23 protein-coding genes are annotated in these 20454 nt (G+C 39.4%); 20 read left to right on the top strand and 3 right to left on the bottom strand.

What is annotated here, in order from left to right; genetic code table 11:
• Positions 1 to 187 precede the first annotated feature (187 nt).
• Positions 188 to 1117 (top strand): 3D domain-containing protein, encoded by a 930-nt coding sequence (locus tag AC1VNJ_RS06025; protein ID WP_482640458.1) that lies wholly within the window; start codon positions 188 to 190, stop codon positions 1115 to 1117.
• Positions 1118 to 1197: 80 nt separating this feature from the next.
• On the opposite strand, the gene AC1VNJ_RS06020 is transcribed toward AC1VNJ_RS06025, so the two are convergent.
• Positions 1198 to 2052 (bottom strand): C40 family peptidase, encoded by an 855-nt coding sequence (locus AC1VNJ_RS06020; protein WP_482640457.1) that lies wholly within the window; start codon positions 2050 to 2052, stop codon positions 1198 to 1200.
• Positions 2053 to 2201: 149 nt separating this feature from the next.
• Positions 2202 to 2339 carry a hypothetical protein gene (locus tag AC1VNJ_RS06015; protein ID WP_482640456.1) on the bottom strand — a complete coding sequence of 46 codons (138 nt, stop codon included), beginning with the start codon at positions 2337 to 2339 and terminating at the stop codon, positions 2202 to 2204.
• A 194-nt stretch (positions 2340 to 2533) separates the two neighbouring features.
• Here AC1VNJ_RS06015 and AC1VNJ_RS06010 point away from each other — a divergent pair, with 194 nt between their 5' ends.
• The 8 genes from AC1VNJ_RS06010 (at position 2534) to AC1VNJ_RS05975 (ending at position 8684) form a co-directional block, all read left to right on the top strand.
• The gene (locus AC1VNJ_RS06010; protein WP_028412816.1) at positions 2534 to 3583 is read left to right on the top strand and encodes an anthranilate phosphoribosyltransferase; all 1050 of its coding nucleotides are present in this window, start codon (positions 2534 to 2536) and stop codon (positions 3581 to 3583) included.
• A 152-nt stretch (positions 3584 to 3735) separates the two neighbouring features.
• Positions 3736 to 4038: an urease subunit gamma gene (locus AC1VNJ_RS06005; protein WP_013057659.1), complete on the top strand. Its 303-nt coding sequence runs from the start codon at positions 3736 to 3738 to the stop codon at positions 4036 to 4038.
• Positions 4039 to 4051: 13 nt separating this feature from the next.
• Positions 4052 to 4378 carry an urease subunit beta gene (locus AC1VNJ_RS06000; protein WP_028412817.1) on the top strand — a complete coding sequence of 109 codons (327 nt, stop codon included), beginning with the start codon at positions 4052 to 4054 and terminating at the stop codon, positions 4376 to 4378.
• A 1-nt stretch (position 4379) separates the two neighbouring features.
• The gene (gene ureC / locus AC1VNJ_RS05995; protein ID WP_482640455.1) at positions 4380 to 6089 is read left to right on the top strand and encodes an urease subunit alpha; all 1710 of its coding nucleotides are present in this window, start codon (positions 4380 to 4382) and stop codon (positions 6087 to 6089) included.
• A gap of 9 nt (positions 6090 to 6098) precedes the next feature.
• Positions 6099 to 6545 (top strand): urease accessory protein UreE, encoded by a 447-nt coding sequence (gene ureE / locus AC1VNJ_RS05990; RefSeq protein ID WP_028412819.1) that lies wholly within the window; start codon positions 6099 to 6101, stop codon positions 6543 to 6545.
• Positions 6538 to 7224: an urease accessory protein UreF gene (locus AC1VNJ_RS05985; RefSeq protein ID WP_482640454.1), complete on the top strand. Its 687-nt coding sequence runs from the start codon at positions 6538 to 6540 to the stop codon at positions 7222 to 7224. The genes ureE and AC1VNJ_RS05985 overlap by 8 nt, the downstream gene beginning before the upstream one ends.
• 39 nt (positions 7225 to 7263) lie before the next feature.
• Positions 7264 to 7878 carry an urease accessory protein UreG gene (gene ureG, locus AC1VNJ_RS05980; RefSeq protein ID WP_028412821.1) on the top strand — a complete coding sequence of 205 codons (615 nt, stop codon included), beginning with the start codon at positions 7264 to 7266 and terminating at the stop codon, positions 7876 to 7878.
• Positions 7875 to 8684, top strand: a complete 810-nt coding sequence (locus AC1VNJ_RS05975) for an urease accessory protein UreD (RefSeq protein WP_328141255.1) — start codon at positions 7875 to 7877, stop codon at positions 8682 to 8684. The genes ureG and AC1VNJ_RS05975 overlap by 4 nt, the downstream gene beginning before the upstream one ends.
• A gap of 254 nt (positions 8685 to 8938) precedes the next feature.
• Here AC1VNJ_RS05975 and AC1VNJ_RS05970 read toward each other — a convergent pair whose 3' ends face one another.
• The gene (locus AC1VNJ_RS05970; RefSeq protein WP_033579443.1) at positions 8939 to 9577 is read right to left on the bottom strand and encodes a HoxN/HupN/NixA family nickel/cobalt transporter; all 639 of its coding nucleotides are present in this window, start codon (positions 9575 to 9577) and stop codon (positions 8939 to 8941) included.
• Between the two features lie 272 nt (positions 9578 to 9849).
• Between AC1VNJ_RS05970 and AC1VNJ_RS05965 the strand changes: the two genes are divergently transcribed.
• The 11 genes from AC1VNJ_RS05965 (at position 9850) to AC1VNJ_RS05915 (ending at position 20365) form a co-directional block, all read left to right on the top strand.
• A complete protein-coding gene (locus AC1VNJ_RS05965; RefSeq protein WP_033579442.1) occupies positions 9850 to 10311 on the top strand; it encodes a hypothetical protein in 462 nt (153 codons plus the stop codon).
• A 232-nt stretch (positions 10312 to 10543) separates the two neighbouring features.
• Positions 10544 to 11311, top strand: coding sequence for a carotenoid biosynthesis protein (locus AC1VNJ_RS05960; RefSeq protein ID WP_033579441.1), 768 nt, complete (start codon positions 10544 to 10546; stop codon positions 11309 to 11311).
• Positions 11308 to 12021 carry a lysophospholipid acyltransferase family protein gene (locus AC1VNJ_RS05955; RefSeq protein ID WP_034266744.1) on the top strand — a complete coding sequence of 238 codons (714 nt, stop codon included), beginning with the start codon at positions 11308 to 11310 and terminating at the stop codon, positions 12019 to 12021. The genes AC1VNJ_RS05960 and AC1VNJ_RS05955 overlap by 4 nt, the downstream gene beginning before the upstream one ends.
• Positions 11997 to 13124: a glycosyltransferase family 2 protein gene (locus AC1VNJ_RS05950; protein ID WP_376185589.1), complete on the top strand. Its 1128-nt coding sequence runs from the start codon at positions 11997 to 11999 to the stop codon at positions 13122 to 13124. Before AC1VNJ_RS05955 ends, AC1VNJ_RS05950 begins: the two co-directional genes overlap by 25 nt.
• Positions 13121 to 14581, top strand: a complete 1461-nt coding sequence (locus AC1VNJ_RS05945) for a phytoene desaturase family protein (protein ID WP_482640453.1) — start codon at positions 13121 to 13123, stop codon at positions 14579 to 14581. Before AC1VNJ_RS05950 ends, AC1VNJ_RS05945 begins: the two co-directional genes overlap by 4 nt.
• Positions 14582 to 14713: 132 nt before the next feature.
• A complete protein-coding gene (locus tag AC1VNJ_RS05940) occupies positions 14714 to 15442 on the top strand; it encodes a hypothetical protein (RefSeq protein WP_028412829.1) in 729 nt (242 codons plus the stop codon).
• A 157-nt stretch (positions 15443 to 15599) separates the two neighbouring features.
• On the top strand, positions 15600 to 16343 hold the full coding sequence (locus AC1VNJ_RS05935; protein ID WP_221818069.1) for a sugar phosphate isomerase/epimerase family protein: 744 nt from the start codon (positions 15600 to 15602) through the stop codon (positions 16341 to 16343).
• Positions 16340 to 17299 carry a sugar kinase gene (locus tag AC1VNJ_RS05930; protein WP_482640452.1) on the top strand — a complete coding sequence of 320 codons (960 nt, stop codon included), beginning with the start codon at positions 16340 to 16342 and terminating at the stop codon, positions 17297 to 17299. The genes AC1VNJ_RS05935 and AC1VNJ_RS05930 overlap by 4 nt, the downstream gene beginning before the upstream one ends.
• 2 nt (positions 17300 to 17301) lie before the next feature.
• Positions 17302 to 18582 carry an MFS transporter gene (locus AC1VNJ_RS05925; protein ID WP_013083743.1) on the top strand — a complete coding sequence of 427 codons (1281 nt, stop codon included), beginning with the start codon at positions 17302 to 17304 and terminating at the stop codon, positions 18580 to 18582.
• A gap of 26 nt (positions 18583 to 18608) precedes the next feature.
• On the top strand, positions 18609 to 19253 hold the full coding sequence (locus tag AC1VNJ_RS05920) for a bifunctional 4-hydroxy-2-oxoglutarate aldolase/2-dehydro-3-deoxy-phosphogluconate aldolase (protein WP_482640451.1): 645 nt from the start codon (positions 18609 to 18611) through the stop codon (positions 19251 to 19253).
• Positions 19254 to 19354: 101 nt separating this feature from the next.
• Entirely contained in the window at positions 19355 to 20365 is a 1011-nt protein-coding gene (locus AC1VNJ_RS05915) for a LacI family DNA-binding transcriptional regulator (RefSeq protein ID WP_034266759.1), read from the top strand.
• The last annotated feature ends 89 nt before the right edge of the window (positions 20366 to 20454 follow it).

The raw sequence follows: 20454 nt of genomic DNA, 5'->3' as shown, positions 1-20454 counted from the left end.
GGTTAAAACAACAATAAAAAGCAGTAAAAAGTAGAAACGTTTCATCATATAGCCAAATTATCAGAAATATTACGTTTAAACGTTCCTTTTTGTTAAGTTTTGTAATAAAAGTAGCATGGCTCTGTAACGGCTGTGAAATGTGAGGATGATATCATTCAATCATTGAGTAAATAAGGAGGTATTCGTAATGAAAAAATTTATATTTACTCTAGGAACAACAGCAATCCTTTCAGCGGGATTTGTAGGTGCAGCTTCTGCTTCTACAAGCGGAACGTATCACGTAGAAAAAGGTGATACGTTATGGAAAGTCGCTCAAAAGCACAGCGTGAGCGTAGACGAGCTAAAAGATGCAAATAACTTAACATCTAATATTATTTATCCAAATCAAGAATTAAACGTAGCTACTATAAAAGAAATGACGCACAAAGTTCAGCAAGGAAATACATTATGGTCCATCAGTCAGCAATACGGCGTGACGGTAGATCAAATTAAAGAATGGAACGGACTGAAGTCAGATTTAATTTATCCTGGCGAACAACTAAAAATTCAGTCTCCAAACGGCCAAGCTCAGCAATCAAGACCTTCAGTAGCCCAAGCTGCTCCAGAAACTCAGCAAGCTCAAGCGCCGGCTGAACAAACTCAAGAAGAACAGCAGCAAGCTCAAGCTGAACAAGCTCAAAAAGAACAGCAGCAAGCTCAAGCTGAACAAGCTCAAAAAGAGCAGCAGCAAGCTCAAGCTGAACAAGCTCAAAAACAACAGCAGCAAGCTCAAGCTGAACAAGCTCAAAAACAACAACAACCTGCTGAATCGTCACAACAAGCCAGCGGCAAATCAATGACAGTTGAAGCAACTGCCTATACGGCTAATTGTGCTGGATGTAGCGGTACAACTGCTACAGGAGTGGATTTAAAAGCAAATCCAAACCAAAAAGTAATCGCTGTTGATCCTAGTGTTATTCCGTTAGGTTCGAAAGTTTATGTAGAAGGCTATGGTGAAGCTGTAGCTGCCGATACAGGTGGAGCAATTAAAGGCAATCGAATCGATGTATTCGTTCCTTCTGAAGGTGATGCTCAACAGTTCGGAAGAAAATCTGTTAAAATCACGGTTGTGAACTAAGAAGTTCTTTATAAAATTGCTAGTCTAGTATAGAAATACATAGCTAGTAAAACAAAAGAGGTGCCTTATGGCACCTCTTTTTACTTTATAATACGCTTTGCGCCCGCATAGCTGTTTTTCCAGTACGCTGCTGAAAGTGATTGCGTTTTAACGCCTTTGCTGCTGACATAAATGAATTCTTGTTTGTCTAGGTAAATTCCTACGACTGAAACGGATTTGCCGTTTTTAAAGAAAACTAAATCTCCAGCCTGCAGACTGTTTTGCTTTACGTCCGTGCCGCTTTTATACTGATCTGCTACTGTACGGGGGATAGAAATATTCGAGCCCGCGTTTTTATATACATACTGTGTGTACCCCGATACATCAAAACCTTTTGGTGTTGTGCCTCCATATTTATATGGCTTTCCGATCAGTGTTTTAGCATACGATACGATTTGCTGCTGTTTTGCACTAACAGAAGTTTGGGGTGCTGGAGCCGGCGCAGGTGCGCTTGCACTTTTCACTTTCAGCACTTGTCCAACTTTTAGCGCATCTGTTTTTAAATTGTTTAATTTTTTTAATTCAGCTACCGTCATGCCGTACTTTTTAGCGACTGCTGTCAGCGTGTCTCCTTTTTTCACCGTGTAGGTGCCATTGTTATCAGCGGGTGTAGATGGAGCTGTTGGTGAAGGTTGAATATCTTCATCAAGCAAATAACTCATATTTGCGCTAAACGTTACTTTTCGCTTCGTTTTATAGCTCTTCGCTTTTTGCTGAAATTGCGTATTGTATGCGTTGATTTCTTTTTCAAAATTTGCAGAGATCTTATTAAATTCCGCGTCACTTACATCTCCATACGCATAGTCTTCAAGATCCACAATGTAATTGTAAAGAGCAATTAAACTATCATATAAATACCCTTGAAGCTGATCAGCTTCTGAATTAAGATGATTCATCGCGTAATTTTTATCAGTCTTTGTTAGAAACTGGTCAATTTGATCTGCAAGCTGATCATATGCGGCTAACGCTTTTTCGTCATCTTTTATTCCTTCAATTTCTTTTCGCTTTTTTTCTACGGTTTTATAAAATGGTGCGTAATAATCTGCTAGCGAATTAACGTCTTTTTGATAAACGCTGACAGAAGAAGCAGCATAAGCAGAGTGACTAAAAACAGGGTTGTCACCGATGCTCCTACTAAAACGGATGCCGCTATAAATGGTACAAGTAGTTTCTCTTTTTTCATTTGTAAAGTCCCCCGAATATCCAAATAATAGTATAGCAGATAGATTATACTATATTAGGTTATAAAAGAACTAGTACTTTTCCTTTAATTTCATATTTTTTAGCAGTTTGCGTACCTGATAGAAGATAATCTAAGGAACAAAGGAAATATGTGATACAATGTACAAATATTCAGTTAAAAAGGAAGTGTACGATATGCAACAATTTATAAAAGAAATAGCGCGCGGAAAAAGAGGATCAACTGACTTAACGTATGAACAAGCAAAAGAAGCAGCTCGCTTAATCGCTTCTGGACAAGCTACGGATGCTCAGGTCGCTGCTTTTTTTATTGCGGAACGCATTAAAACCGAAAATGCAGATGAACTATTGGGATTCGTTCATGCTTTTCGTGAAAAAACAAAAGAGATACCGCTGTCTCAGCCGTTAAAAGATAAATCAATTGATTTTGCAAGCCCTTATGCAGGGAGAAATTCATTTTTTGCGACCATTCCTGTATCGATTTTATTAGCTGAAAGAGGTGTGCCAGCTTTTTTACACTGTACAGAAGCGCTTCCTCCAAAGTTTGGAACAACGATTGAAGATGTACTTCATTCATTACAGATCCCTCAAGCTCAAACGATTGAAGACATCGGTCATACGTTAGAAACATTAAAAATTGGCTTTGTAAATGCTGAAACAATCTCTTATCCTCTTAGTCGCATCAAACAAATTCGTCATGAAATTGGCGTAAGAACACTAATTAATACGGTTGAAAAACTATTAAATTTATCAAATGCTTCTTCTTTAATGATGGGCGCTTTTCACCGCACGGCCATTAACAAAATTGTGCCCATTTTTGCTTCGCTCCCGTTTAAACATGTATACGTGGTGCAAGGTATAGAAGGATCTGAAGATGTACCTGTACATAGAAGCAGCTTTGTTTTTACTATCTCAGAAGGAGAGATGGAGTCGTTTATTGTCAATCCAAAAGAATACGGACTGTTTGTGGAAGAAGAACACTTTGAAAAGAAAATAAGTGTTGAAAAACAAGCGGCATATGTGACGCGCATTTTGGAGGGTGAATCTTCTTCCGAACTGACTTATGTCTATAATCAAGTAGTATTAAACGCCGGCTTGCGCTATTATTTATTTGGCTATGAAACTTCTATTGAAGAAGGAGTAGACTATGCAAAACGTCAGCTAGCTGAAGGTCTGGGTTGGAAACACCTGCAGAAATGGAAAACACAAGTGATTTCAGAAGAGTAAAAGGTGAGCAAATATGCTCATCTTTTTTTATCGAAAGATATAAATCCTTTGTTTTTTATCAGAAAATTTAATATAATTAGTTGTGTATTTGTGTTAGAAAATATCACATTTGATGTTAACAAGAAAAAAGATTAGCAGAAAGGAAGCTTTCATTGAAACTTACGTCGAGAGAACAAGAAAAATTAATGATTGTCGTAGCTGCAGACTTAGCAAGACGCCGTCAGACAAGAGGATTAAAACTTAACTATCCCGAGGCAGTAGCGATCATTACATATGAAATTATGGAAGGAGCTCGCGATGGCAAGACGGTAGCACAGCTAATGCGAGAAGGTACCAAGATTTTAAAACGAGAAGATGTAATGGAAGGTATTCCGGAAATGATTCATGATATTCAAGTAGAAGCTACCTTTCCAGACGGAACCAAGCTCGTCACTGTTCACGATCCAATTCGTTAAGAGGAGGGAAAATATGATTCCAGGGGAATACGTCTTAAAAAAAGAACCGATCACATGTAATAACAGAAAGCAATCGATTAGCGTGACTGTAATCAATAGAGGCGACCGCCCCGTTCAAGTAGGTTCACATTTTCATTTTTTTGAAGTGAATGCCGCGCTCGAATTCCCCCGCGAAGCTGCGCTTGGCTATCATTTAAATATTCCAGCCGGTACAGCCGTTCGCTTTGAGCCAGGTGATGCAAAAGAAGTAGAGCTGGTTGCTTTCTCCGGAACAAGAGAAATTTACGGTCTGAACAATAAAACAAACAGATCGCTTTCTGATAGAAAGGAAGATGCATAAGATGAGTTTTCAAATGTCGCGACGTCAGTATGCAGATATGTTTGGACCAACCGTTGGAGATGCTGTTCGTTTAGCAGACACAGAGCTATTTATTGAAATTGAAAAAGATTTCACAACCTACGGAGATGAAGTGAAGTTTGGCGGAGGAAAAGTGATTCGTGACGGAATGGGGCAGCACCCTCTTGCAACGCGAAGTGAAGCAGCGGACTTAGTGTTGACAAATGCCATTATCGTTGATTATACAGGCATATATAAAGCAGATATTGGAATAAAAGATGGACTCATTCAAACTATTGGAAAAGCGGGTAATCCGCTGTTGATGGATGAAGTAGACATCATCATTGGTGCGAGTACGGAAGTAATTGCAGCTGAAGGGAAAATTGTAACCGCCGGCGGTATTGATGCGCATATTCATTTCATTTGTCCGCAGCAAATTGAAACCGCCCTTGCCTCTGGCGTGACAACGATGATTGGAGGAGGAACAGGACCTGCTACAGGAACAAAGGCTACCACTTGTACACCCGGAGCGTGGCATATCGAACGAATGCTTGAAGCCGCTGAAGCATTTCCGATGAATATTGGCTTTTTAGGAAAAGGAAATGCAAGTGCGAAAGAGCCTTTAATTGAACAAATTAAAGCAGGAGCAATTGGACTAAAGCTTCACGAAGACTGGGGAACCACGGCATCTGCCATCGACACAAGCCTGCAAGTAGCAGACGAGTACGATGTTCAAATTGCGATTCATACAGATACTTTAAATGAAGGCGGCTTTGTTGAAGATACGATTGCAGCAATTGGTGATCGAGTCATTCATACCTACCATACTGAAGGAGCTGGAGGCGGGCATGCACCTGATATTATGGAAATGGCAAGCTTTCCAAACGTGCTTCCATCATCAACTAATCCAACAAGACCCTATACGGTCAACACGCTTGAAGAGCATTTAGATATGCTCATGGTATGTCATCATCTTGATCCTGCTGTACCAGAAGACATCGCTTTTGCTGATTCCCGCATTCGCAAAGAAACGATTGCAGCTGAAGATATTTTACACGATTTAGGTGTATTCAGTATGATTTCTTCAGATTCTCAAGCAATGGGACGTGTAGGAGAAGTGATTACACGAACGTGGCAAACAGCTGATAAGATGAAAAAGCAGCGAGGAAAAATTGATGGTGACAGCGAAGTCGGCGATAACGCACGTGTCAAACGCTATGTAGCTAAATATACGATTAATCCAGCTATCGCTCATGGAATTTCCGAATACGTAGGATCGGTAGAAACAGGGAAAATAGCTGACTTAGTCCTATGGGAGCCAGCGTTTTTTGGAATAAAGCCTGACTTGATTGTAAAAGGCGGTTTAATTGCTCACAGCTTAATGGGAGACCCTAACGCTTCAATTCCAACCCCACAGCCGGTCTTATATCGTCCGATGTTTGCTTCTTATGGAAAAGCAAGAGCTAAAACCTCCGTTACGTTTGTGTCAAAAGCAGCGTATGAGAACAAAGTGGGCGAAAAACTAGGGTTAAAAAAGCTGCTTAAACCAGTAAAAGATATTCGTCAGTTAAAAAAAACAGATATGAAGTTAAACGGGGAAATGCCTAAGATTGAAGTTGATCCCCAAACGTACGAAGTAAAAATAGATGGACAAATGATTACATGTGAAGCGGCAGAAGTTGTGCCTATGGCGCAGCGATACTTTTTATTTTGAGGTGAAAAAATGGTAATCGAAAAAATTATCGGAAATATAGCAACATTAGAAAAACGAGCTCCACATATAGAAAAGGTATATATCGAAAGTGATCACTTAGTAAAACGCGTTCAGCGCGTTGTAACAGATCACGGTAAGGAACTCGGAATTCGTCTGAAAGAAAACCGCGAGTTAGTTGATGGCGATGTACTATTTATGGATGAAAGCAATATGATTGTTGTGCAAGTTCTGGCAGACGATATTTTGACCATTCAGCCGATTGATATTCAGCAGATGGGAGAAATTGCTCATCAGCTTGGGAACCGCCATTTGCCGGCGCAGTTTGAAGGTGGAGACATGCTTGTACAGTACGATTATTTAGTCGAAGAATTGCTTCAGCAGCTCAACATTCCCTATAAGCGCGAAAAAAGAAAAGTAAAACAAGCTTTTAAGCATATCGGACATAGTCATGACTAATTCATTGCTTTCGCTGATTCAACTATGTGATTCAAATTTCCCATCGGGTGCATTTTCGCATTCGTTTGGTTTTGAAACGTATATTCAGCGAAATCAAATTTACGACACAGAAACCTTTCAAGAAGCGCTTCGTACATACCTTGATGTTCAGCTGACGTATACGGACGGCTTAGCATGCAGGCTGGCTTATGAGTTTGCTGTTCGTGACCAGTTTAACGAAATTATGAGAATTGATCATGAACTATACGCTCTTGCTTTGTCAAAAGAAACAAGAGAAGGGACAAGACGGGTGGGGCAGCGCATGTTAAAGCTTTGCTTAGAGTTATTTCAAGGCTCTTATTTAGAAAAGTATATGAGTGAAGTAAAAGCAAAGAAGGCGTACGGACATCCTGCTGTTGTATTTGCATTAGCCAGCCTGCAGTTAAACATTACAAAAGAAGAGGCAATTTTAAGTCATTTGTACGCTAGCATCTCTTCATTAATTCAAAATGCTGTTCGCGGCATACCAATCGGCCAAACCGATGGGCAAAAAACGCTCGTTCTTTTTCAGCCGCTGCTGCAGCAAGCGCTTCAGCATATTTTGCAAGCAGATCAAGAGGAATTTGGTGCCGTGACACCAGGGTTAGAAATTGCTCAAATGCAGCATGAACAACTGCATGTTCGATTGTTCATGTCATAAAAAAGGAGGGAAGGCCTTCGAATGATGAAGGCAGAAAAAATGGATGCAATTAAAATTGGAATTGGTGGACCTGTTGGTGCAGGAAAAACAATGTTAGTAGAACGATTAACGCGTGCGCTAGAAGGGCAGCTCAGTATGGCAGTCATTACAAACGATATTTATACAAAAGAAGATGCACAGTTTCTAGTAAAAAACAGTATTTTGCCAGAAAATCGTATCGTAGGAGTAGAAACAGGAGGATGTCCTCATACAGCTATTCGAGAAGATGCATCCATGAACTTTGCTGCAATTGATGAGTTAGTGGAACGTCACCCCGATGTTGAACTTATTTTTGTAGAAAGCGGAGGAGATAATTTAGCCGCAACGTTTAGCCCAGAGCTCGTTGATTTTTCAATTTATATCATCGATGTAGCACAAGGAGAAAAAATCCCGCGTAAAGGCGGTCAAGGAATGATTAAATCTGATTTATTCATTATCAACAAAACAGATTTAGCCCCATATGTAGGAGCCAGTTTAGAAGTAATGGAAAAAGATACAATCCAAGCGAGAGGGCACAAGCCTTTTGTTTTCACCAATTTAAAAGAAGATAAAGGGCTCAATCAGGTGATAGAATGGATCAAAAAAGAGGCCTTTTTAATCGGCCTTGAATCATGAGCTACACGGGTTATTTAGAGCTTCGTGCAGAAAGAAAGAGTGAGCGAACGGTTATTAAAGATACTTATCATTACGGGGCTTTCAAAGTTGCCAGACCTATTTACATGACTCCTGAATCACCTTTTGTTTATATGCTTCACGTAGGCGGGGGATACGTGAGCGGAGACAAATACAAAACGATGATAACGGTCGAGAAAAATGCTCAGCTGACTGCTACTACTCAATCTGCGACAAAGGTGTACAAAACACCGAACGCAGCTGTTTTACAAGAAACGTGCATAACCCTTGAAGAACAATCCATCATGGAATATATACCAGACCCGCTTATTTTGTATGAAAATGCTGCATTTGTCCAAGAAATAACGGTTCATATGGCAGAAAACGCTGCTTTGTTTATGTGTGACAGCATCACCCCGGGGTGGTCGCCGGATGGGCAGCTGTTTCAATATACCTCTATGCGTTCCAAGCTGAAACTGTATGTAAACAAGCAGCTGAAGGTATACGATCACTTATACTTGAAGCCAGAAAACCATCTGCGCGGCATGATGAAAATGGAAGGGTATACTCATTTTGGATCAATTATTATTGTTCATCCAAACGCCGACGACGCATTTATAGCGAAAGTACATCAGCTGTGCGAAGAGGCAGGCTGTAAAGCAGGAGCTTCCGCACTTCCGATTTCCGGATGTGCTATTCGAATACTAGCTGCTAGTACACAAGAAGTGGAAGAGATAATCGTCAAAGTATACGGATTGTTCCGGCAGGAGTTATTAAAAGCTGAAGTATCACTTTTGCGTAAGTATTAAAGTGCCTGTACAAAAGTATAGTAGTTAAAGAAAAATCCGAACGAGCTGAACTCTTGATAGAGAATCAAATTCGTTCGGATTTTTTATTGGTAGGGTGAACGTAGGTTTCCCGTATGTAGTTCGTTCTAGCCGTTGATTAGAGGACAAAGCGAAGTCTTGCACAGAAATCAACAGCTGTGGAACAAGCAGTCCAGATCATTTATCCTACTTATTCGTCTTTAGATTGAATTATTTTCATTATGTTTTATTCTCTGTTAGAACCACAGACTAAATAATCCGTCGCTTACACCTAAATTATACATATAATAGAGGCCAAATATAATGCTGACAGCACCTGTTACCTGCATCAAACAGCGGTTTAACGTCACTTGCTTTTTAGTTGTAACGAATGGAATTCCAATAACCGTCGTAAATAACAGCATGCCAAGACAAGTGCCGATTCCAAAAATGATAATGTACAGCGCACCTTGCCATACGTGAGTAACGGTGCTCATCGTTACTACAACCATCGCTGCGCTTCCGGCTAGTCCATGAACAAAGCCAATGCCTAATGACTTTAAGTAAGACGTTTTTTCGTGATGCGTATGCACTTGTTTTTTGTAAGACAGAAACGATGTAAAACCGAGATAAACGAGCATAATGCCCACTAAAAATTCAAGTGACATGCTCATACGTTCAGAAATACTGCTTTTTAACACTATTAAAATCATGCCAAAAATAAACAGCGTAAGCGTATGACCAATCCCCCAGTATACTCCTGCAAGCGAAGAGCGCCACAGCTTTTTACTTTTTGAAGCAATGGTTGATACAGCGATAATGTGATCTGGTTCTAGAGCATGCTTGATTCCTAAAAAAAATCCTAGTATTAAAATTGAAAAAAAACTTGTTTCCATGTCAGCTTTCTCATCCTTTCGTACGTATAAAACTAGTATATCGCACGCTTTTGTTTTAATAAACAGAAAATTCTAAACGAAAATGTCTGGTTGAATAGCTAAAACATTTATCAATTTACAATAAGTTACAAATATTAAAGGAGATGTAGTATAAAAATTTTACATTTACAAAAACTATAAGTAAATTATTGTGAGGTTGATAACTATGGACAAAATTTCTACTGATATCATGCTGTGGAGTTCTTTTATACGTCAAAATGTTGGGATAGAACGTGACTAGACTAGAAGCTCTTTTATGGAGCATTGCGTTGCCAGGCTTTGGACAATTACTAAACAAAAAACATATAAAAGGAATTTTGTTTATTGTACTTGAATTTCTCATTAATATGGGCGCAAATTTTAATGAAGGCATTCGCTTAAGCTTTTTGGGGGAAACAAAGCAATCCCTCGAGGTAATGAACATGCAGTGGTTAATGTTTTATCCATGTTTATATTTTTTTGCAATTTGGGATGCTGTTAAAGAAGCAGAAAACGGCGCATCGAGATTTACATTTATTCCTTTTGTCTCCTGTGCTTATTTTGTTACAGTAGGCATTATGTATTCCTCAGTGACAACCATCAACGGTGTTTTTATAGGCCCAATTTGGCTCCCTATGCTGTCTGTTGTACCGGGACTGGTTATTGGACTCATTGCCAAAAAGCTATTAGAAGTGTATATACATAAGAAAAAATAAACGTCATTTCAATCTATACATCCGTAGATTTTAATGGACGTTTATTTTATTTTTGTTTATAAATAAGTAATAAAGTCTCTTATTTAGGGAACGTACTAACAGTGGCTATTTTCACATAATCTTAAGAGAGTGTGTTCTACTCATAGAAAAGAGCACATTGAAAATGGAGAGAATGTGTACAAGCTTATATAATAGCAATTTGATAAAAAGAAGCTGGAGAGAAGGTGAATCGATGATCACAAATGGTATTTATCGTTTTTTTCTTATTTGGTACGTATGCGGAGTCGTTTTGCTTTCATTTGATTTGCTGCCTTCATGGTTAGAATGGGCAAATGCTGTTTTTTTACACTTGAGCAGTCTTCTTGCTCTTATTTATCTAGCTAAAGCCTATGGAGTAAGGCGGGCACTGGTCGTTGCCGTATTTGTGACAGGCGCATCTATTTATGTCGAAAGTCTAGGTGTTAAACATGGGTTTTTGTTTGGATCCTACGATTATGAAAAAGATTTTGGCGCTAAAATCTTAGGAGTTCCTCTAACCATTGGATCGGCTTGGTTTATGGTCGTAATCACAAGCAGAATATTAGCTCTCGGAATTATGAAGCGCATGGAGCTGCCGTTTATTGTCCATGGAATTGCCTATGCGGTCATTAGTTCGCTATTTGCTGTTATTATGGATTTGGCTATTGATCCCGTTGCCTATGTTGTTAAACAATATTGGGTGTGGGAAGGGGACAGCTTTTATTATAATATTCCTTTATCCAATTTCTCCGGCTGGTTTTTACTGTCTTTCTTCATTCAGCTGGTCGTATATTTCTTTTTAGCTAAGGTTCCTAAAGAAGAAGAGCCGGTATGGGAAAGAAGAATGGTGTTTTTGTATAGTGCAGTCGTCATGATGTTTGTAATTGTAGCATTAGTAAATGGCCTGTGGCTTGTGGTATGGCTGACGATGATTCCTTTTCTTATTCTTTATATTGTGTATAAAAAGGAGACTCGCTTATGATTTATCCGAAGAAAAACTCAATATTTGAGCGCTTTTTTCAACTGTTTGTCACATATCAGCTCAAAAAACAGTTTTATCGTATTCATTTACATATAGAAGAGCTCCCAAAAGATAAAAAAATGTTATTAATTGCTAATCATTCCAGCTGGTGGGACGGTTTAGTGACATTTTATTTAAATAACGCGGTATTGAAAACAGATCTATACGCTATGATGTCTGAACAAGGAATGAAGGATTTTCCTTTTTTTCAACGAATTGGGGCTTTTTCAGTAAATGCAGCGTCTCCGAAGCATACGGTGGAATCGTTAAGGTTTGCCAGTAGGCTGTTAGAAGATAAAAAAGCGGTGCTTGTTTTTCCTCAAGGAAAAGAAGAGCATCTTGAGAAAAGACCGTTAGCTTTTTCTGAAGGACCTGCTTTTCTTCTAAAAAAGCAATCTGACGTTGAAGTTATTCCCATTACATATTATTATACGTTTCGCCATGATCAGCGACCTGAGCTTTTTATCTGGGTAGGGCAAGCTGTTTTTTACGACTTAGCCAATGCAAGAGAAGATATAACCAAAACGCTAGCCGCTGCAGTCACTGCTCAGCTCGATCATCAAAAACAAAACATCATTCAAGAAAACGATGAGGAATTTACGGTTTTATTAAAAGGACGAAAGACGCTTAGCGAGTGGTTAACGTGGTGGAAAGCGAAGGTGAAAGAATGATTTACTATATGCTTTTATTTATTTTGATGCTGCTTCTGACCATTGTAAATATTCAAGCAATGCCTAAATTAAATAGATACAAGTTGAATTCAAAAACACCTCAGCCTCTCATTTCTATTTTGATTCCAATGCGAAACGAAGAACGAAATGTAAAGCGAATCATTTCTTCTGTTAAAGGATTAACGTACAGCAATCTAGAATGTGTCATACTAGACGATCAGTCCACAGATGAAACACGAACACAGCTGTGGAAAGAAATTCAAGGGGATTCAAGGTTTACCATCATAGAAGGAAAAGAGCTGAAAGAAGGGTGGGTAGGAAAAGTTCATGCCTGTCACCAGCTGTCACAAGCTGCAAATGGAGACTATTTATTGTTTGTAGATGCCGATGTACAGCTCAAAGAACGCACGCTAGAACATACTTTAGCCACCGCACAAGCGACAAAAGCAGCTCTTTTAACAGGATTTCCTCGTTTTCCCGTAAAAACGTGGTTAGAAGCATTGGTTGTTCCGCTTCAGCATGTGGTTGTTTTTAGCTATTTACCGGTTGTGGTAGCGAACCGTAACAAGGTGAGCAAAGCTTCAGCAGCTCACGGTGCTTTTATGTTTATAAAAAAAGAAGCTTATGAGATCGCAGGAGGACATGAAGCTGTTAAAACTTCACTAGTAGAAGATGTGCATCTAGCTCAGCTTTTTAAGAAAAAGAAACAGCGCGTTATTTTAGCCAATATTACGTCTCACGTTAGCTGTTATATGTATGAAACAACTGAAGAAGTATGGAATGGGTTTGCTAAAAATATCTTTGTTGGTCTAGGCCGATCCGCTAAAGCAGTTTGGATACTGAGCGTTTTTTTTACCTGTTACTATGTGCTGCCGCTTCCTTTGTTTATAGCAGGAATATTCACAGGCAACATACTTTGGATTCTTCCTTTTTGCATTATGCTTTTTCAGCGGTTTTTAATTGACCGGTCGGCTCAGCAAAAAGGGCTTTTGTTTCTTACTATGCCGGCGTCGGCAATTGTGCTGATGCTGCTCATGAACCATTCTATGAAGCGTGAACGAAAAAAGCAGGGATATGAATGGAAAGGAAGGCATTATCAATGAAAAAAGTACTAATTGTCGGGGCAGGATTAGGCGGATTAGCTGCAGGAGTTCTTCTTCAAACAAAAGGGTTCGATGTCACAATCGTTGAAAAAAACGAGCACGTAGGCGGAAAAATGATGCCTGTGCAGCTAGGAGAATATTCTTTTGATTTCGGGCCTAATACCATTACAATGCCAGAAGTTTTTCAGTGGTTATTTGAGCAAGCGGGCGAACGTGCAGAAGACTATATGCCTCTTGTTAAACTAACGAATCATACAAATAATTTCTTCACCGACGGTTCACAATTTTCCATGTCTATCGACGAACGAAAAATGATTGAGCAGCTTGAACGTCTCGACCCCTTTGCTGCTAAACAATACCCGGCCTATTTAAAAGAAGTAAAAAGAATATATGACATTGCAAAAAGTCAATTTTTCTACCGGACATTTTCGTCATGGAAAGATTACACAAACCCTTCTCTATTAAAAGCACTGCTGCAAGTAAGGCCGTTTGAAACAGTAGATACGTTTCATCAGCGCTTTTTTCGAAATGAAAACATTCGAAATGCATTTAATCGATACGCAACCTATATTGGATCTTCACCTTATACATCGCCCGCTACCTTTTCACTGATTGGACACTTAGAAATGAATGACGGGGTGTACTATGTAAAAGGAGGAAATACTAGAATTGCAAAAGGGCTGGGGCATGTGTTCCAAAAAGCTGGAGGAAAGCTGTACACAAACTGCAGCGTGACTGAAATAGTAGTAAAAAATAAGCGGGCTGTCGGAGTGGAAGTGAATGGAGAAGAAAAGATAGACGCGGATATCGTTATTGTAAACGGGGACTTGCTAAAAGCCTATCCGGCACTCGTAAAAGAGCAGGATAGACCTCATTTTAAAAACAAAAAAGCAGCTGAGTTTGAGCCTTCCATATCAGCCTATGTAATTATGGCAGCAGTTAAAAAGCGCTTTTCTCAGCTGATTCATCATCAAGTGTACTTTTCTCAGGATTACAAGCAGGAATTCTATGAACTATTTCAGCAAAAAACGCTTCCAACCGACCCTACCATTTACGTTTGTAATTCTTCGTATACCGATAACACGGTAGCTCCGGGTGATAATTTATTTATTTTAGTGAATGCCCCTGCTGTAAAAGAAGCGAATCAAGAAAAAATGAAATCTTACAGAGAGGTTGTCTATCGCAAGCTTTCTCAGTTTGGTTTAGATATTGAGCCCTCGCTTGTACATGAACGAATTGTTACTCCATGTGAAATTGAACAAACCTTTGGTGCATTTAAAGGCGCTTTGTATGGAGTGAGTTCAAATCGGAAAATGGATAGTTTTCTTCGTCCAAGCAACGTCTCAAAAGATGTTAAAAACTTATATTTTGTAGGAGGAACGACTCACCCAGGCGGGGGATCTCCTATGGTCACAATTAGCGGTATCAATGTAGCTACGCTTATTTCATCTTCCTAATTGATAAATCAGGATTGTCAAAAAGTTTAGTTTTTTGGTACTATAAGAAAGGACAGAGGCTGTTAACCACCTGTTCTCGCGGATGGAAAAAAATGTTACATAATGAAGTTGAAAAGGTGATTACATAACTATATGATTGTATTTACGTGTCTTATTATTATCATAAGCATTATTCGTCCGTACTTGGAGAGCGTGACTGTTAAGCGAATTGCTTCAGAAGGCAAAAAAATTCGCTACTACAAAGAACAGTTCTTTTTTTATGTGCTAATTTTACTATTTTATATTGCGGTGATGGTATACCATGCGGTTCCACTTTCTATGTTAGGATTGCAGGGAGTATATCTAGATACGATTCACCGGACGGCTCCGTATCCAGCGTGGATTGAATATCTGCTGCTTTTAATCTTTGCAGGTTTTATTATTATTTCCATTATGATCCAATGGATGAAAGATCATGGAGAAACGGTTTTTGTGGAACAGGAGATGCCCACGTCAATTGAGGCAACCGTTCCTAAAACAGAAAGAGAGCAAAAGTGGTGGCTTGCATACAGCGGTATTTCCAGCTTCGTAGAAAGCACCGTCTATTTTCCTAGCTTTTATTTATATAGTCACTATGTATTAGCCATTCAAAATACATGGGTGTTGGCTATTTTAATTGGTATTGGTTATTTCCTATCACAGCTAGCTTTTCAGCGAGACCGTTTGAGTGTCCAGACGCTGTTAGTTGGTATCGGGCTAGGCGCTTTATTTATCATGACAAAGTCAGTTGTAATCATGGTCTTGTACTATGGTTTTAGTTTCTTAATCTATGATATTTATCAACAAGATCGCAATTTAGTAAAAAGCACAGAAGATCACTAAGAAACAACACGGCATAACGCCGTGTTGTTTCTTTTTTTTATAATTTATAAAAAAAGCTTGAAAAGCGCTTTCAATAGTCTTATAATTTAGATAAATCGATTTACTAAACCGGTTTAGTAAGTGGTTAGCTAGTATAATAAGAAAGGTAGGTCGATTTATGAATCATATCATTATTCCTTTAAATGCATTTGAAACGACAAGCTCTCAGCACACCATGATTGGGAAAATATATGAACAGCAAGTACATGGAGTGGAAATTCGAAGAGAGTTAATGAAAAAAGTAGATCAAGAGATTGAGCTTATTGCCGAAGAATTAAAAAGATATCCGCTTTTTACAGTATATTCGGCTCCAATCGAACTGTGGAAAGAAAGTGGAGAGTTAAACAAACAAGAATTAAAATCTATTCTTGAAGAAGCCGTATCACTTGGCGCTCAGTGGGTAAAAGTTTCTCTTGGTTTTTATCAGCCACAATCACCTATAGGGGAATTGCAGGAGCTATTGCAGGCATTTCCAGCTTTACATCTATTTGTGGAAAACGATCAAACCAGTTATGGAGGCAACATAGCATCTTTGCACGCATTTTTTGATAACGCTTACGAAATTCCTGTTTCCATGACGTTTGATATTGGTAACTGGCTTTATGTACAGGAACGACCCCAGGAAGCAATCAAAAAGCTAAGGTCATTTGTAAGCTATATTCATATTAAACACGTAATAAAGAATAGCGGAAAGCTAGTAACAACCTCTATATCAAACGATTCAAATGAAATGTGGAAAGATATTTTGAAAGGGTTTTCTCATTCGATTTTTAAAGCTTTAGAGTTTCCAATCGATGAACCGGAACAAATCCCCCGCTTCATTTCATTGGTGCAAGCAGCAGAACAGGAGGAAGTGCAATGAATTCATTAGACGTTATTACCTTCGGAGAAGCAATGGCGATGTTCATGGCAGAACAACCAGGACCGCTGTATGAGATTAAGCATTATACAAAAGAGCTAGCCGGAGCAGAAACAAATGTAGCAATTGGTCTCGCTCGTCTCGGTCTGCACGCAGGGTGGGTGAGCAAAGTCGGCAATGATCCTTTCGGTACGTTTATTATGAAACGGCTACAAGAGGAGTCGGTCAACACCGATTGTGTACTAGTAGATAGCGAACATTCAACAGGCTTTCAAATTAAATCAAAAGTGGAAGTGGGAGATCCGGAAGTTTGTTACTTCCGAAAAAATTCGGCAGCCAGTCACTTGCACCCACGCGATTTTAATCGAAACTATTTTTTAGCGGCAAAACACATGCATATGACAGGAATACCGCTTGCTGTGTCAGCAAGCATGCGTGAATTTGCTCTACACGCTCTTACCTCGATGAAAGCAGCTGGCAGAACGGTTTCCTTTGACCCGAACCTGCGACCGACTCTTTGGACATCGAAGGAAGAAATGATTTTTACAATCAACGAAGCTGCTAAACAAGCAAACTACGTTCTGCCAGGCATTGAAGAAGGGAAAATTTTAACCGGATACGAAAACCCAGAAGACATCGCTTCTTACTATTTAGATGCAGGCGTAGAGCTTGTCGTTATTAAACTAGGTGAACAAGGAGCCTTTTTTAAGACGGCTAAAGAGCAAGGAATGGTTGAAGGAATAAAAGTCAAACAAATAGTGGATACAGTCGGTGCAGGAGACGGCTTTGCAGTAGGGCTGTTAAGCGGACTTCTTCAACATGATTCTCTTACTCAATCTGTCATGAGAGCAAATGCTATTGGGTCATTAGCTGTACAAAGCCCTGGAGATAACGACGGATATCCAACTGAACAGCAGTTGCAAAGATATATGGAATCCCAAAAACAAGGAGTGAAGTGATAATGAAACAGCAGCTAGCAAAAAAAAGATGGCTTCGGTTAATTCCTATCGTATTTATTACGTATAGCCTTGCATATTTAGACCGTGCAAACTATGGGTTTGGAGCAGCGGCAGGGCTAGCAGAAGATCTTCATATTACGCCAGGTATTTCGTCTTTATTAGGATCGCTCTTTTTCTTAGGTTATTTCTTTTTCCAAATTCCAGGCGCTCACTACGCTGAAAATAAAAGTGCCAAAAAGCTGATTTTTTGGTCTTTGATTTTATGGGGAGCACTTGCTACAGCTACAGGTATGGTAAGCCACGTCGGATTTTTGTTTGTTATTCGATTTGCTTTAGGAGTAGTGGAAAGTGCCGTTATGCCTGCTATGCTCGTTTTTTTAAGCCACTGGTTTACAAAAGCAGAACGTTCTAGAGCCAACACGTTCTTAATTTTAGGAAACCCGGCAACGGTCCTTTGGATGTCAATTGTTTCTGGATATTTGCTAGAATCATTTGGCTGGAGATGGATGTTTATTTTAGAAGGTTTTCCAGCTGTTATTTGGGCGTTTTTATGGTGGAAACTAGTAAACGATGAGCCAAAAGATGCAGGCTGGCTGTCGAAAAAAGAAAAAGCAGACTTACACGATGCGCTGCAAAAAGAACAAGAAGGAATTAAACCTGTTAAAGGCTATAAAGAAGCTTTCAAAAATCGTACTGTCATTTTATTAAGCATTCAATATGCTTTATGGAGTATTGGCGTCTACGGATTTGTTATGTGGCTGCCGTCTATTATTAAAGCAGCGCCTAACATGAGTATAGTGAAGACAGGGTGGTTAGCGTCCGTTCCTTACGTATTAGCAGTCGTATTAATGTTAACGGTTTCATATCTATCAGATAAGTTTTTAAAACGAAGCGCATTTGTATGGCCGTTCTTATTGGTAGGAGCTCTTGCCTTTTACGGATCTTATTTAGTTGGCACAAGCAACTTCTGGCTTTCTTTTACTTTACTCGTTATCGCCGGAGGAACGATGTATGCTCCGTACGGACCGTTCTTTGCGATTATTCCTGAAATTTTACCGCGTAATGTTGCCGGAGGAGCGATGGCTTTAATTAATAGCATGGGGGCACTTGGTTCATTTGCCGGTTCTTATATTGTAGGATTTTTAAATGGATCAACAGGAGGGTTTGGCGCTTCCTATATCTTTATGGCTGGATCATTATTCCTTGCGGCAGTTTTAACCATTGTCGCAACGAAAAAGCCAAGAGAAGTTCAGAGTGTGAAGCCAGTTGAAACAACGGCTTAATGTAATGATAGAAAAGGAGAATTGAGATGCATATTGAGAAAATTACAAGTAGCGGTATTGTAGCGGTCATTCGAGGAGCAAGCGCTGAGCGAATTATTCCGCTTGCCTACGCGTTAAAAGAAGGCGGAGTAACAAATCTAGAAATCACAATGGAAAACCCTGCTGCCGTAGAGGTTATTAAAGAATTGAAAAATGAATTTGACGATTCGATGTTTATTGGAGCAGGAACTGTTCTAGACGAAGAAACAGCACGAATTGCCATTATGGCAGGAGCGTCATTTATTTTTTCCCCTACGGTGAACAAACGAACAATTAAAACGGCTAAAAGATACGGAGTCATTAGCGTTCCGGGTGCTTTTACACCTACTGAAATTTTAACAGCCTATGAATGCGGCGCAGATATGATTAAAGTCTTCCCGGCAAGCGTAGTAGGCCCCGCTTATTTTAAAAATATAGCAGGACCGCTTCCTCATATTCCGTTAATGCCAACAGGCGGCGTTACGGCTGAGAATGCGGGAGCTTATATTAAAGCCGGAGCAGCTGCTATTGGAGCAGGAAGCACATTAGTAGATGGCAAGCAGCTTCCAACTCCTGAATACTTACTTCAAGTAACAAGGGAAGCAAAACGTTTTACTCATGAAATTCAAGAAGCTAGGCTTGCGTACGCTTAATAAATAAAGCCTTCTGCTAGCAAGAAGGCTTTTCCTTTTTCGTTTTTTTCGTTTACACTAGGAGTAGCATAATTTTAGGGATTGAATGAAAAGGACGGATCATGATGCAAAAAGTTACTATGCTGGACGTTGCAAAAGCAGCAAATGTCTCCAAAAGCACCGTATCACAATACATTAACAAGCGATACGAATATATGGGCGAAGAAACGCGAAAGAAAATTAAAGAAGCGATTGATACACTGGGCTATCAGCCCAACTATCTAGCACGAAGCTTAAAACAAAAGCGAACGTCGATGATTGGGATTATTGTTGCCAATATTATGCACAGATTTTCTACGGAAGTCATTCGTGCCATTGAAGACTATTGCCATTCGCAAGATATACATGCCATCATTTGCAACGCAGATGATGACCCTGATAAAGAAAAGAAATATATTAATATGTTAAAAGCAAAGCAAGTAGATGGCCTTATTTTATTTCCAACGGGTGCCAATACTTCTCTTTATGAGCAGATGATCAAAGAAGAATATCCGGTTGTTATTATGGATCGTAAAATTCATGATGTAAAAGGAAAAATTCCATCCGTAGTGGCGAACAACCAAGAAGCCACAAAACAGGCTATTTTGCATCTGCTGGAGCTTGGACATAAGCATATAGCGATTATTACAGAACCATTAACTATTACACCCCGGATTGAACGTGTAGAAGGGTACAAAGAAGCGTTAACATCAGCCAATATGCCTGTAAATGAATTTATGATTATTAACTGCAAAAAAGCGGACATGCAAAAAGCGCTGGAGAAGCTATTTGCAGCCGATAATCCGCCGACAGCGCTGCTGGCTGGAAACGATTTAGTGTTCATTGAAGTGCAGAAATTTATTAAACAACACGGATTTAATATCCCGAATGATTTATCTTTAATTGTTTATGATAATATTCCTTACGCAGATGTAGCAACGCCTGCCGTTACCACGATTTCGCAGCCTGCTTTTGACATGGGAACAAAAGCAGCAGATTTACTTATTAAACAAATTTTGAAAGAAAAGATAGCTTATGAAGAGTACCAGTATGAATGTGAATTAATTATTCGAGAAACAACGTTGTCGCATTAAGCTAAAAAGAGCGCCTATGGCGTGCTCTTTTTAGCTCATCAAAATATTCGTTTTTTTTACGCTGTTACTAAACCGGTTTAGTAGAAAGT

The sequence above is a fragment of the Priestia sp. 3CA3 genome (genome assembly GCF_056836725.1).
This window is presented reverse-complemented; position numbering and strand designations above follow the sequence as displayed.